The sequence below is a fragment of the Bacillus cereus group sp. BfR-BA-01522 genome, from assembly GCF_022662635.1.
GTDB lineage: Bacteria > Bacillota > Bacilli > Bacillales > Bacillaceae_G > Bacillus_A > Bacillus_A cytotoxicus.
Map to the genome: position 1 here is coordinate 68,310 of NZ_JAKUDY010000002.1, position 13,593 is coordinate 81,902.

Here is a 13,593-nt window from a genome sequence, read left to right on the forward strand (position 1 = left end):
TTGACATCATCAAATACAAAAGTATACCTCGAAATTGTAAAGAAAATTCGCTCCATTATGGAGGAGGATGGTTTAGTTGCAGGTGACCGTTTGCCGTCAGAGCGTGAGTTAAGTGCACGTTTGAATGTTGGGCGTTCGTCTGTACGAGAAGCATTGCGTGCTTTAGAACTGGTAGGATTAATTGAAACAAGGCGCGGTGAAGGGACGTTTATTCGTAACTTCTATGAAAATGGTCTCGTTCAATTGATTGCACCATTTTTATTGCAAGATGAAAAAACTAGACAGGATTTATTACAAACGAAACGATTAATTGAAAAAGATATGATTCGGATTGTCTGTAATTTAGCAGATGATACATTCTCTACGGTGTTAAGTAATTTAAAACAGGCGCTTGAGAGACAGGAAAGTTCAATTCAAGCGTTTCATCAAACGTTTTTCAAAACACTTATTGAACAAGTGGATAACTATTTACTATATCGCATTTGGATGATTGTAAATGATTATGTGGCAACCCTTTCTTGTAAAGTGTTAATAGACTCTATAGAGGTATATAGAAAACTTTACAAAGCTTTGGAAGCAAAACAGGAAGAAGAGACACTGAACATTTATGATGAATTGATAGAGAAAATACAGTTTCACTCGTAATGTATAAAATTTGTCGAAATGACCATGACACGTTATGACAAACAATCTACTGCATAGCGGTTAAAGTTAAACGTAAAGAGAGAGGTTATTAGACAGATTAAGAAAAGAAGGCTAACATCAATCTTTGGTGTTAGCCCCATTTTCTTCCTAACCTTAGCTCTCAACAAAGGGGGTCAAATTGTGCTAAGAGATTTATTCGTGAAAAAGAAAAAGTACGCTGCAATTCCTTCAGAACAAGTACGAAAAGATGTACCGGACGGTGTTATGACCAAATGTCCAAAATGTAAAAAAATTATGTATACAAAAGAGCTTCTGAAAAATTTAAAAGTATGTGTGAACTGTGGATATCATCATCCGATGAATGCATGGGAACGTCTCGATAGTATATTGGATGAAGGATCATTTCGTGAATATGATAAAGAAATGGTTTCTGTAAATCCACTTCAGTTTCCAAACTATGAAGAGAAATTAGAGAACGATCGAAAGAAAACAGAATTAAATGAAGCGGTTGTGACAGGTGAGGGAACAATTGATGAAATGCTTGTTGTTGTGGCTGTAATGGATTCTCGTTTTCGAATGGGCAGCATGGGCTCTGTAGTAGGCGAAAAAATTGCGCGTGCAGTCGAAAAGGCATATGAATTACAAGTGCCGTTTATCATTTTCACTGCTTCGGGTGGCGCTCGTATGCAAGAAGGTATATTAAGTCTAATGCAAATGGCAAAGACAAGTGTAGCTTTAAAGAAATATAGTAATGCTGGAGGATTATTTATTTCTGTTATGACGCATCCGACAACGGGCGGAGTTTCAGCGAGTTTCGCTTCACTCGGTGACTATAATCTTGCGGAACCAGGTGCACTGATTGGTTTTGCAGGTAGACGTGTTATTGAACAGACGGTGCGCGAGAAACTCCCAGAAGATTTCCAAACCGCAGAATTTTTGTTAGAACATGGCCAGTTGGATGCCGTTGTGCATCGCAATGAGATGAGAGAGTCACTCCGCAAGATTTTAGAAGTTCATCAAGGGGAGGGAATGGCTGTATGGCAGAACTAGAATTTGAGAAACCGGTTGTTGAGCTAAGAAATAAAATTCGTGAACTAAAAGAATATACGAAACACAGCCAGATGGATTTCAGTGAGGAGATTCGTATTTTGGAAGATAAGCTAGAAAATTTAGAGGAAGAAATATACGGCAATATGAAGGTTTGGGATCGCGTTCAAATTGCTCGGCATGCGGAAAGACCAACGACGCTTGATTATATTGAGCACTTATTTACTGATTTTTTCGAATGTCACGGAGATCGATTCTTTGGTGATGATGCAGCGATTGTTGGCGGTATTGCGAAGTATAATGGCATGCCTGTAACTGTAATTGGGCATCAGCGCGGGAAAGATACAAAAGAAAATATTCGCCGTAATTTTGGAATGCCTCATCCAGAAGGCTATCGTAAAGCGCTGCGTTTAATGAAACAAGCGGAAAAGTTTAATCGTCCGATTATTTGTTTTATTGATACAAAAGGTGCTTATCCAGGGAAAGCGGCTGAAGAACGTGGCCAAAGTGAAGCAATCGCTCGCAATTTATTTGAAATGGCGGGACTTACTGTTCCTGTTATTTGTATTGTTATTGGTGAAGGTGGTAGCGGTGGTGCCTTAGGTCTTGGAGTAGGGGATTACATTTATATGCTAGAAAATTCTACTTATTCTGTAATTAGTCCAGAAGGTGCGGCGACTATTCTTTGGAAAGATGCGACAAAAGCGAGAGATGCTGCGGAAGCACTGAAAATTACAGCAGCTGATTTGAAAGAATTAGGTGTAATTGACGAAATTATTCCAGAATCAAGAGGTGGAGCACACCGTAATATTTTAAAACAATCAGAAAATATCAATGTTGTGTTGCAGAAAACGTTTGAACAATTAAGTGGTATTTCGAAAGACGAATTAATTGAAAAACGTTATGAAAAATATATGAAAATTGGGCAAGTTTCGTTTTCAAACGCTTCCATTTGGGTAAAATAATAAAGGCGTGCGTTCCCTTTCGCGAATGCACGTTTTTATTGTGAAAAGACACATCTTCTCCATTGTATTTTTATATTTCTTCATGTTATTTTATTATAAGGCAAATAATCTTTATGAGGTGAGTACAAATGAAACGTATTGGTGTATTAACGAGTGGTGGAGATTCACCTGGTATGAACGCTGCTATTCGTGCAGTTGTTCGTAAAGCGATTTACCATGATATTGAAGTATATGGTATCTACCATGGATATGCTGGACTAATTTCTGGTCACATTGAAAAATTAGAACTTGGTTCTGTTGGCGATATTATCCACCGTGGTGGTACAAAATTATATACAGCAAGATGCCCTGAGTTTAAAGATCCAGCTGTTCGTGAAAAAGGAATCGAACAATTAAAGAAACATGGCATTGAAGGACTTGTTGTTATTGGTGGAGACGGTTCTTACCAAGGAGCTAAAAAACTAACAGAGCAAGGATTCCCTTGTGTAGGTGTACCAGGTACAATCGACAATGATATTCCTGGAACAGACTTTACAATTGGATTCGATACTGCTTTAAATACTGTTATTGATGCAATTGATAAAATTCGTGATACAGCTACATCTCATGAACGTACATACGTTATTGAAGTAATGGGGCGTCACGCTGGCGACATCGCATTATGGGCTGGTTTAGCTGATGGTGCAGAGACAATCTTGATTCCAGAAGCAGAATATGATATGGATGATGTAATTGCTCGTTTAAAACGCGGTAGCGAACGTGGTAAAAAACATAGTATCATCGTTGTAGCTGAAGGTGTTGGAAGTGCGATTGATATCGGTAAGAAAATTGAGGAAGCGACAAACTTTGATACTCGTGTAACAGTATTAGGTCATGTACAACGTGGTGGATCACCAAGTGCACAAGACCGTGTGTTAGCGAGTCGCCTTGGCGCAAGAGCAGTTGAATTATTAATGGAAGGTAAGGGCGGACGTTGTGTTGGTATCCAAAACAACAAACTCGTTGATCATGATATTATCGAAGCGTTAGCTCAAAAACATGTAATTGATATAGATATGTATCAATTATCTAAAGAATTATCCATCTAATCGACGTAATGTCGGATATTTGGGAACGGTTTCAGAAATTTCGGAGGTGCAATATGCGCAAAACAAAAATTGTATGTACTATAGGTCCTGCTAGTGAAAGTATTGAAAAATTAGAACAGTTAATTGAGGCTGGTATGAACGTTGCTCGTTTAAACTTCTCTCATGGTAGCCATGAAGAGCACGGAGCACGTATTAAAAACATTCGTGAAGCGTCTAAAAAGACTGGTAAAACAGTTGCCATCTTGCTTGATACAAAAGGTCCAGAAATTCGTACACATGACTTCGTAGACGGACAAGCTGAGCTAACAACTGGTTCAGAAGTAGTTATTTCTACTGAGCAAGTATTAGGAACTGCAGAAAAGTTCTCAGTAACTTATGCTGGTTTATATGACGATGTAAATCCAGGTTCTCGCATTCTAATCGATGATGGTTTAATCGAGCTAGAAGTAATCGAGAAAGTTGATGGAAATATTCGTACAAAAGTACTAAACAGTGGTATTGTAAAAAATAAAAAAGGTGTAAACGTACCAAACGTAAGCATTAAGCTTCCTGGTATTACTGAAAAAGACGTAAAAGATATCATCTTCGGTATCGAGCAAAACGTTGACTTCATCGCAGCATCTTTCGTTCGTAAAGCGGCTGACGTGTTAGAAATTCGTGAATTATTAGAAGAACATAATGCACAGCATATCCAAATCGTACCAAAAATTGAAAACCAAGAGGGTATCGATAATATCGATTCAATCTTAGAAGTTTCTGATGGCTTAATGGTAGCTCGTGGTGACATGGGTGTAGAAATTCCACCAGAAGAAGTGCCATTAGTACAAAAACGTCTAATCAAAAAATGTAACGTATTAGGCAAACCAGTTATTACTGCAACACAAATGTTAGATTCTATGCAACGTAACCCACGTCCGACTCGTGCGGAAGCAAGTGACGTAGCAAATGCAATCTTTGACGGTACAGATGCAATCATGCTTTCAGGTGAAACTGCAGCAGGGCAATATCCAGTAGAAGCAGTAACAATGATGGCGAATATTGCAACACGCGTTGAGAAGTCATTACAATATAAAGATATATTTAAGAAACGTATTAAAGAGCTTACACCAACAATTACAGATGCGATTAGTCAATCTGTTGCACATACAGCAATCGCTCTTGATGTAGCTGCAATCATTGCTCCAACTGAAAGTGGCTATACTGCAAAAATGATCTCGAAATACCGTCCAAAATCTCCAATCGTAGCTGTAACATCTGATGAGCAAGTATGTCGTCGTCTTGCACTTGTTTGGGGTGTACAAGCGTTTATGGCTAGTAAACGTGCGGCGTCTACTGATGAAATGTTAGATACTGCTATTCAAACAGGTATGGATGCTGGTCTAATTGGACTTGGTGATACTGTAGTTATTACAGCTGGTGTTCCAGTTGCTGAAACGGGTACAACAAACTTAATGAAAATTCATGTTGTTGGCGAAGAAATCGCGAAAGGACAAGGAATTGGTCGTAAAGCGGCAAAAGGTAAAGTGGTTGTAGCGAAAACAGCAACTGAAGCTGTTGCGAACGTAAAAGAAGGAGATATTCTAGTTACAACAAGTACTGATAAAGATATGATTCCTGCAATTGAAAAAGCGGCAGCTTTAGTTGTAGAAGAAGGCGGTTTAACAAGCCATGCAGCTGTCGTAGGTGTTTCAATTGGTATTCCAGTTATCGTTGGTGTAAATGGTGTAACAGAAACTTTAAAAAATGGCCAAGAAGTAACAGTTGATGCAGCTCGCGGAATTGTTTATAATGGACATGCGGAAGTGCTATAACAAGTAATATGGAGAGAAGGATGAGGATCCTTCTCTTTTTTTTACAACTTAAAAGGAAATTAGTAAAACTTCGATTGATGAGGGGTGTTACAAAGAAAAGGGATTAGGGATATGGGGACTGGTTCTTCTGGAAGATTGTGCAGCTTGCTAGAGGCAGGTGAAAGGAGTGATAGACAAGTGAAATGGCTTCTTGTTTTATTTATTTTAATACCAGCTCTTGAAGTGACGGTTTTGATTGCTTCAAGTCATTTGATTGGTGTATGGCCAACGTTTGTTATGATTATTGTTACAGCTGCTTTAGGTGCTTATTTAGCGAAACAACAGGGCTTTAAGGTACTTAGGGAAATTAGGATTAGAGTGAACCGAGGAGAGATGCCGGGAGATGCTGTATTAGATGGGATTTTTATTCTGGCAGGTGGAGTGCTTTTGTTAGTGCCTGGATATGTAACAGATGTAATTGGTCTTGTTTTCATCATGCCAGTGACGCGAAAGGTATGGAAGCAGATAGTAATGAGATGGCTAGAGTGGAAATTGAGAAGAAATACAACAATTATTGTACAAAAATAACTCATAGAACGAGGGGGTTCTGTGAGTTATTTTTTTGTCGAATTATAAGATGTATATTTATTCATTTGTAGAAAAAGGAAGAAAAGGTGATGATAAAAATACTGAAAATAGAATTAAAATACAAAATCATCCTCAATTCATGATATTTTATGCAAAAAAATAAGGGGTTAGCCATGATAGATGACTAAGTCCCTGATTTTTTTGTTTCTAATAAAAGTGTTACATAAGAAAGGTATTATTTTAAGGGAGTTCCCTTAATAAATCTCCATAAATCATGGAAGACATGTGCTTTATGCAATGTATTTAAGAGTACTAATGTGACTGGACCGACAATTAACCCTAAAAAACCATAGAGTTTAAATCCAACGAATAAAGCAACAAGTGTTGGAAGAGGATCAAGTCCAATATTTGATGATAGGACTTTTGGCTCCATAATTTGTCTTTGGACAATTACGATGATATATAAAATGAGCAGGCCGATTGCAAAGGCTGTATCTCCTGTAAAAAAGACATATATAACCCAAGGAACAAAGACAGCTCCTGTTCCTAAATAAGGAAGTAAGTCTACAATACCAGTTATTAATGCGATTGTGATTGCGTACGGTACTCGTAAAATTAATAAACCAACCAATACAATAATCGTTGTCATCGATACAAGGGTAAGTTGTGCTTTCACAAATCCAAATGACGCTTTTCTTAAATCTACAAAAATGGTCTTTCCATATCCGTGTACTCGGTTTGGAAGAAAATGTCTTGTTTTGTGAGCAAGTCTATGCCAATCAAAGCTAATAAAGAAAGTTGCTAAGAGAATAAAAACAAGCACAGTTAACGTAGTTGGAAGTGCGCTAATAAAGTTTGTTAACCCACTAATAATAGCGGTTAATAAATCTTTCATTTGCTTTGTAGCTTCCGTGCCCAGATTTTGAATGTTTTGTGTAATGGTATGTTGTTGAGATTCTCCAAGATGATTAAATTTAGAAATTAAATCGTCATAGAGAGGCATAATATTGTTAAGTGCAAATTGTTGTGCATATTGAACGATAGTCGGAAACTTGTCGGTAACAATTTGCAATAAGTAAGTTGTGGCAGAAATAACTTCTGTCACAAGGTATGTGACGAGCCCAACGATAGCGCCGAAAACGAGAATTAAACTGACGAGTACCGATAATGCACGAGGAAAGTGTAGGTTTCGGTTCAGAAAATTTACGACTGGATTAATCAAATAAGCAAATGCTAGAGCGATAATAAATGGATAGATGAGTCCTGCAATATAGATGAGAACATAAAACCCGATTATTGTTATCATAATGACTAAGATCAATCGTAATAAGATATATAGTGAGTTACGATTCAAAGATGCTTACCTCCCATTCCAAATTGTATTGTGTTATAGTGGAATGATGGATTTATCCTGCTATTTGCGAGTGTTAGGATACAACGAAAACGGCAAACCACCCTCTCGTAAAAGCTTGATGATAAGAATTAACCAAACAGAAAAGTTATTTTCACATGGTAAGAACCTCACTTTATTTTCTTTTTATTTTACCTGTTTCTTTTCAGAAAAGAAAGAAAAGGAATCTGGTTTATCCCGTTATTTTAGGGCAGTAAGACTCCCCCTCAAGGTTCAAAGAGTAGCAAGGAAGATAGGTGGGAGTAGGGCTGCCCGTAACAGCCCGATTGGTGAGGGCTCATAATCAGTGGGGATGAAGAAACTCCTACTGATTAAAGTTTCACTTTATGGCTGTATACTTATTATTCATTCTGGCTTAAGTTTTCAAAACGTAAAAGTTGTATGCAACATTTGTATCGTCCATAAAGTACTTAGGATAAAGACTTTATATCTGGTATAACGATGTGTTTAACAGTATTTTTGTTTGGAAACAGGTTCATTATTTTCAGAAAGGAAGTATAATCATGATTAGTCAATCAACGTTATTTTTATTCATACTGCTTATTATTGGGTTAATTGCTAAAAATCAATCATTAATTGTAGCCATTTGTGTGCTATTTGTATTAAAGTGGACATTTTTGGGAGATAAAATTCTACCCTATTTACAAACGAAAGGGATTAATCTCGGAGTAACAGTCATTACAATAGCGGTTCTTGTTCCAATTGCGACAGGTGAAATTGGTTTTAAGCAACTGGGTGAAGCGACGAAATCTTATTATGCATGGATTGCTTTAGCTTCAGGAATAGCGGTTGCGCTATTGGCAAAGGGTGGTTTGCAGTTGCTAACGAACGATCCACATATTACAACTGCACTTGTATTTGGAACTATTATTGCAGTTGCTCTATTTAATGGGGTAGCTGTAGGACCGTTAATCGGAGCTGGAATTGCCTATGCAGTCATGAACATTATACAGATGTTTAAGTGAAAAATTTTATAGTAATATAAATTTTTTGAATTCTTTCCATTCACAAAAGTCAGATAATTGTTTATAATAAGGATAGAAACTAAAAAAGGTTACATAACAACAAAGACTTACACCAGATAAAATAAAAACAACATAAAACAATTTTTAGTGATATTGTTTTATGTTGTTTTTATCATAAACTCTTCGAAACTAGTTTTCCTCACCATCTGTAGTTCTAAGTGTGAGGAGTCGGGGAGAAACTCACGCTCATGCTTTAGACAAATAAAGCAATAGAACTTACATGATGGGGATATCACAACAAGTTGCATGATCGTGCATTTTGCTTGTCTAAAGAGTGAACGGGCGTTCATAATTTAGAAGGAGCGCAAGTGGATACAAGGTTGGGAGAATTTTCAGGAAAAGGAGAGAGTGTCATGACTGTTATTCGAGGTTTAGAAGGGGTAGTAGCAACAACATCATCTGTGAGCTCAATTATTGATGATACATTAACGTATGTTGGGTATAATATTGATGATTTAGCAGAAAACGCTACATTTGAAGAAGTCGTATACTTATTATGGAATCGCAGATTGCCTAATGAAGCTGAATTAGTGGAATTCAAGGAAACTTTATCCAATTATTTGGAAGTTCCAAATGAGATTTTCACATATTTAAAGCAAGTAGACTTAAAGATTGCGCATCCGATGTCAGTTTTACGAACAGCGATTTCCATGCTAGCATTATATGATGAGAGCGCTGAAATCATGGATGAACAGTTCAATCGTTTGAAAGCGGTTAAATTACAAGCTCAAGTCGGAACAATTGTTGCAGCATACGCAAGAATTCGTAAAGGTTTAGAGGTTGTTGAACCAAGAAAAGATTTATCATTAGCAGCAAACTTCTTATACATGCTAAATAATCGTGAACCGAATGAAGTTGAAATTGAGGCTTTTGATAAGGCGCTTGTCCTTCATGCAGACCATGAATTAAACGCTTCTACATTTACAGCGCGCGTTTGTGTTGCTACACTTTCAGATGTATATTCTGGTATCACAGCAGCGATTGGCGCGCTAAAAGGGCCTCTTCATGGCGGGGCAAATGAAAATGTAATGAAGATGCTAAAAGAAATTGGTGAAGAAGAAAATGTAGAATCCTATATTCATAATGCGCTTCAAAATAAAGTGAAGATTATGGGATTTGGTCATCGTGTATATGAACATGGTGATCCACGTGCAAAACATTTACGTGAAATGTCTAAGAGATTATGCGTGCTTTTAGGAGAAGAGAAATGGTATAATATGTCTGTGAAAATAGAAGAGATTGTAACAAGAGAAAAAGCTCTTCCGCCAAATGTCGATTTCTACTCTGCTTCTGTATACCATTGTTTAGGAATTGACCATGATTTATTTACACCAATTTTTGCGATTAGCCGCATGTCAGGCTGGTTAGCTCATATTTTAGAACAATATGAAAATAACCGTTTAATTCGCCCGCGTGCTGAATATAGTGGACCGACGCATCAAAGATACGTTCCGCTAGCACAACGCTAAGTAAAAAGCACTATTTCGATAGTAGAAATAAACCTTTAAAAGTCTGACTGTTTAGGAAAGAAGTAATGATTGGAATATTTTAATTTGACTAACGGTTTGAACTGAGGGTTATTCCCTCAGTCTCATACATATGAAATTTCAAACATGGGGGTTATCACAGTGACGACAGGAGAAAAAATTACTGTAACAAATGGTGTTATGAATGTACCGAACAATCCAATTATTCCTTTCATCGAAGGGGACGGAATTGGACCGGATATTTGGGCAGCTGCATCTCGTGTATTAGAAGCGGCTGTAGAGAAAGCTTATAATGGTGAGAAGAAAATTATTTGGAAAGAAGTGCTTGCAGGGGAAAAAGCATTCAACCAAACGGGTGAATGGTTACCAGAGGAAACTTTAAATGCAATTCGTGAGTATTTAATTGCGATTAAAGGTCCGCTTACAACTCCTGTTGGTGGTGGAATTCGTTCTTTAAACGTAGCGCTTCGCCAAGAGTTAGATTTATATGTATGTTTACGTCCGGTTCGTTATTTTGAAGGTGTTCCTTCACCTGTAAAACGTCCGGAAGATACCGATATGGTTATTTTCCGTGAAAATACAGAAGACATTTATGCTGGTATTGAATATGCAAAAGGATCTCCAGAAGCAGAAAAAGTTCTTGCTTTCTTAAAAGATACAATGGGTGTAAATAAAATCCGCTTCCCAGAAACATCAGGAATTGGTATCAAACCAATTTCAGAAGAAGGGACAAAGCGTCTTGTTCGTGCTGCAATTCAATACGCAATTAACGAAAAACGTTCCTCTGTTACATTAGTTCATAAAGGAAATATTATGAAATTCACAGAAGGTGCTTTCAAAAATTGGGGTTATGAAGTTGCTGAACAAGAGTTTGGTGATAAAGTATTTACATGGGCAGAATATGATCGTATTGTTGAAAAAGATGGCAAAGATGCAGCAAATAAAGCGATGGCAGAAGCTGAAGCAGCTGGTAAAATCATCGTAAAAGATTCTATTGCAGATATTTTCTTACAACAAATTTTAACACGTCCACGTGAATTTGATGTTGTGGCAACAATGAACTTAAATGGTGACTATATCTCTGATGCACTTGCAGCTCAAGTAGGTGGCATTGGTATTGCTCCAGGTGCAAATATTAACTACGTGACTGGTCATGCAATTTTTGAAGCTACTCATGGTACGGCTCCGAAATATGCAGGCTTAGATAAAGTAAACCCATCTTCTGTTCTTCTTTCAGGAGTATTATTGTTAGAACATTTAGGGTGGAATGAAGCAGCAAAATTAGTAACTGGGGCAGTGGAAAAAACAATTGCTTCAAAAGTGGTAACATATGACTTCGCACGTCTAATGGATGGTGCAACTGAAGTGAAATGTTCTGAATTTGCTGATGCTCTTATTAACAATATGGACGTAGCAGTAATTAAAAACGCATAATAAAAGCGGGGGTGAACGTATGACAATCAAACGCAAAAAAGTATCAGTCATCGGTGCGGGATTTACAGGAGCAACAACGGCGTTCTTATTAGCTCAAAAAGAGCTTGCAGATGTTGTACTAGTGGATATTCCACAGCTTGAAAATCCAACAAAAGGGAAAGCGTTAGATATGTTAGAGGCAAGCCCTGTCCAAGGTTTTGATGCTAACATTATCGGTACATCTGATTACGCAGATACTGCTGATTCTGACGTTGTAATTATTACAGCAGGAATCGCGCGTAAACCGGGTATGAGCCGCGATGATTTAGTAGCGACGAATTCTAAAATTATGAAAAGTGTTACAAAAGAAATTGCAAAACACTCACCAGATACAATTATTATTGTGTTAACAAATCCAGTTGATGCAATGACATATTCTGTATTTAAAGAAGCAGGATTTCCAAAAGAACGCGTTATTGGTCAATCTGGTGTATTAGATACAGCTCGTTTCCGTACATTTATCGCACAAGAATTGAACCTTTCTGTTAAAGATATTACTGGATTTGTTCTTGGGGGTCACGGTGATGATATGGTACCGCTTGTTCGCTATTCGTATGCAGGTGGTATACCGCTAGAAACACTCATTTCGAAAGAACGTTTAGATGCAATTGTGGAGCGTACACGTAAAGGTGGCGGTGAAATTGTAAATCTATTAGGAAATGGTAGTGCATATTATGCACCGGCTGCTTCTCTCGTTGAGATGACGGAAGCAATCCTAAAAGACCAGCGCCGTGTGTTACCAGCTATTGCATATCTTGAAGGGGAATATGGTTATCGTGATCTTTACCTAGGTGTACCAGTAATTTTAGGTGGTAACGGTATTGAAAAAGTGATTGAGTTAGAGCTTCGCGAAGAAGAAAAAATGGCGTTAGATCGTTCAGTTGAATCTGTGCGTAACGTTATGGAAATTCTTTCTTAAGTTAAATATGTGCTAGGAAAAAGATTCGGGTTCCGAATCTTTTTCCGCTATTTAGTAGATTGTTTTTTTGAGATAATTTGAAAACGTTATCAATCTTCATGTCCTATAGTAGAACGATAGAATTGTAACAGACATTGCCTTCGTTATTGCAACGCTTCGGATAAAAATCGCTTTTAGTGGGATAATAAGGTGGAAATCGGAGGGGAATGTGACATGTTAAAGAAAAAAGTTCAAATCGGTCGTCGAATGGATGAAATTACAGTAGGAGAGAAGTTATCCATTACTGAGAAAATAGAAGATAAAGATTTATTATTGTATTTAGGTTTAACAAATGACGCGAATCCTTTATATATTCAGCATGATTATGCATCCCAAACTCCATATGAAAAGCCGATTGTACCGAGCATGATGTTAACAGGAATGATTACAACAGCAGTTACAAAATATTTACCAGGTCCAGGAAGTCATGTTGTTAGGAAGGATCTTATGTTTGTCAAACCAGTTCATCATTATGAAACATTAGAAATTCATTTTGAAGTGATAGAGGTTTCCCAAGAAGAACATACAATTGATATGCGTGTATTTGCTTATGACGAAAGTAAAGAAGTGGTTGTGAAAGGAAGATTAACAGTAACGCCTCCTTACCAATCGGTGTCCATGTTAGAAAAAACATTAGATAACTTCTAATCTACAAGCCAAATTAGTTTGACAGAAAAAAGTAGTGCTGCCTCACTGGACGAGTACTACTTTTTTCGTATGCTCATATAGCAGTCATTTAGTTAAAAAATCCTGCTACAAATCCTTCTCCAAAATCAGATAAGAAGGAGTGTAATGTCTCCCAGTTAGAAAATCCGATAACAAATGTAGCAACAAATAAGAAGGCTATACTGGATAATATCAATCTTTTTTGATTCATTACAAAGGCACCTCATAAAACGTTATATCAATATATAGTTATATTTTATGGAATTCATTTTAAGATAGGTAAGTTACATAGTCAAGTCTCTTTCATTATGAGCCCTCACCAACCGTGATTTTCTAATGGATCGCTTATCCTCATAATAAATATACCTTCATCATTTGCATGTACACGTTCAAAACTTGAACATAATTCATAGTACGGTATAAGCATAACATGGTGTCTCCAAGTAGAAT

At 37.2% G+C, this 13,593-nt stretch carries 13 protein-coding genes; 11 read left to right on the forward strand and 2 right to left on the reverse strand.

Annotated elements, in window-relative coordinates; genetic code table 11:
* The 6 genes from MR059_RS03055 to MR059_RS03080 all read left to right on the forward strand — a co-directional run bounded on the left by MR059_RS03055 (window position 1) and on the right by MR059_RS03080 (window position 6,123).
* A complete protein-coding gene (locus MR059_RS03055; protein WP_048724065.1) occupies window positions 1–645 on the forward strand; it encodes a FadR/GntR family transcriptional regulator in 645 nt (214 codons plus the stop codon).
* Between the two features lie 180 nt (window positions 646–825).
* A complete protein-coding gene (accD, locus tag MR059_RS03060; RefSeq protein ID WP_012095745.1) occupies window positions 826–1,695 on the forward strand; it encodes an acetyl-CoA carboxylase, carboxyltransferase subunit beta in 870 nt (289 codons plus the stop codon).
* Window positions 1,683–2,657: an acetyl-CoA carboxylase carboxyl transferase subunit alpha gene (gene accA / locus MR059_RS03065; protein WP_012095744.1), complete on the forward strand. Its 975-nt coding sequence runs from the start codon at window positions 1,683–1,685 to the stop codon at window positions 2,655–2,657. The genes accD and accA overlap by 13 nt, the downstream gene beginning before the upstream one ends.
* 128 nt (window positions 2,658–2,785) lie before the next feature.
* Window positions 2,786–3,745: a 6-phosphofructokinase gene (pfkA, locus tag MR059_RS03070; RefSeq protein ID WP_012095743.1), complete on the forward strand. Its 960-nt coding sequence runs from the start codon at window positions 2,786–2,788 to the stop codon at window positions 3,743–3,745.
* Window positions 3,746–3,798: 53 nt separating this feature from the next.
* The gene (pyk, locus tag MR059_RS03075; RefSeq protein ID WP_012095742.1) at window positions 3,799–5,556 is read left to right on the forward strand and encodes a pyruvate kinase; all 1,758 of its coding nucleotides are present in this window, start codon (window positions 3,799–3,801) and stop codon (window positions 5,554–5,556) included.
* Between the two features lie 177 nt (window positions 5,557–5,733).
* Entirely contained in the window at window positions 5,734–6,123 is a 390-nt protein-coding gene (locus tag MR059_RS03080) for an FxsA family protein (protein ID WP_041810576.1), read from the forward strand.
* 235 nt (window positions 6,124–6,358) lie between these two features.
* On the opposite strand, the gene ytvI is transcribed toward MR059_RS03080, so the two are convergent.
* Window positions 6,359–7,477: a sporulation integral membrane protein YtvI gene (ytvI, locus tag MR059_RS03085; RefSeq protein WP_087099276.1), complete on the reverse strand. Its 1,119-nt coding sequence runs from the start codon at window positions 7,475–7,477 to the stop codon at window positions 6,359–6,361.
* 560 nt (window positions 7,478–8,037) lie between these two features.
* On the opposite strand from ytvI, the gene MR059_RS03090 reads away from it, so the two are divergent.
* The 5 genes from MR059_RS03090 to MR059_RS03110 all read left to right on the forward strand — a co-directional run bounded on the left by MR059_RS03090 (window position 8,038) and on the right by MR059_RS03110 (window position 13,125).
* Window positions 8,038–8,499, forward strand: coding sequence for a DUF441 domain-containing protein (locus MR059_RS03090; protein ID WP_012095739.1), 462 nt, complete (start codon window positions 8,038–8,040; stop codon window positions 8,497–8,499).
* 380 nt (window positions 8,500–8,879) lie between these two features.
* Window positions 8,880–10,028, forward strand: coding sequence for a citrate synthase (citZ, locus tag MR059_RS03095; RefSeq protein ID WP_242161599.1), 1,149 nt, complete (start codon window positions 8,880–8,882; stop codon window positions 10,026–10,028).
* A 159-nt stretch (window positions 10,029–10,187) separates the two neighbouring features.
* Window positions 10,188–11,480: an NADP-dependent isocitrate dehydrogenase gene (icd, locus tag MR059_RS03100; RefSeq protein ID WP_012095737.1), complete on the forward strand. Its 1,293-nt coding sequence runs from the start codon at window positions 10,188–10,190 to the stop codon at window positions 11,478–11,480.
* Between the two features lie 19 nt (window positions 11,481–11,499).
* Complete coding sequence (gene mdh / locus MR059_RS03105) at window positions 11,500–12,438, forward strand: malate dehydrogenase (RefSeq protein WP_012095736.1); 939 nt, start codon at window positions 11,500–11,502, stop codon at window positions 12,436–12,438.
* Window positions 12,439–12,651: 213 nt separating this feature from the next.
* Entirely contained in the window at window positions 12,652–13,125 is a 474-nt protein-coding gene (locus MR059_RS03110) for a MaoC/PaaZ C-terminal domain-containing protein (protein WP_041810066.1), read from the forward strand.
* Window positions 13,126–13,213: 88 nt separating this feature from the next.
* On the opposite strand, the gene MR059_RS03115 is transcribed toward MR059_RS03110, so the two are convergent.
* Window positions 13,214–13,354: a hypothetical protein gene (locus MR059_RS03115; RefSeq protein WP_167527346.1), complete on the reverse strand. Its 141-nt coding sequence runs from the start codon at window positions 13,352–13,354 to the stop codon at window positions 13,214–13,216.
* Window positions 13,355–13,593 lie beyond the last annotated feature (239 nt).

Excerpts from the sequence above, each read along its gene's own strand:
- mdh (WP_012095736.1), top strand. The coding sequence starts at position 11,500 with ATGACAATCAAACGCAAAAAAGTATCAGTCATCGGTGCGGGATTTACA.
- MR059_RS03090 (WP_012095739.1), top strand. The coding sequence starts at position 8,038 with ATGATTAGTCAATCAACGTTATTTTTATTCATACTGCTTATTATTGGG.
- MR059_RS03115 (WP_167527346.1), bottom strand. The coding sequence starts at position 13,354 with ATGAATCAAAAAAGATTGATATTATCCAGTATAGCCTTCTTATTTGTT.
- accA (WP_012095744.1), top strand. The coding sequence starts at position 1,683 with ATGGCAGAACTAGAATTTGAGAAACCGGTTGTTGAGCTAAGAAATAAA.
- MR059_RS03110 (WP_041810066.1), top strand. The coding sequence starts at position 12,652 with ATGTTAAAGAAAAAAGTTCAAATCGGTCGTCGAATGGATGAAATTACA.
- pyk (WP_012095742.1), top strand. The coding sequence starts at position 3,799 with ATGCGCAAAACAAAAATTGTATGTACTATAGGTCCTGCTAGTGAAAGT.
- pfkA (WP_012095743.1), top strand. The coding sequence starts at position 2,786 with ATGAAACGTATTGGTGTATTAACGAGTGGTGGAGATTCACCTGGTATG.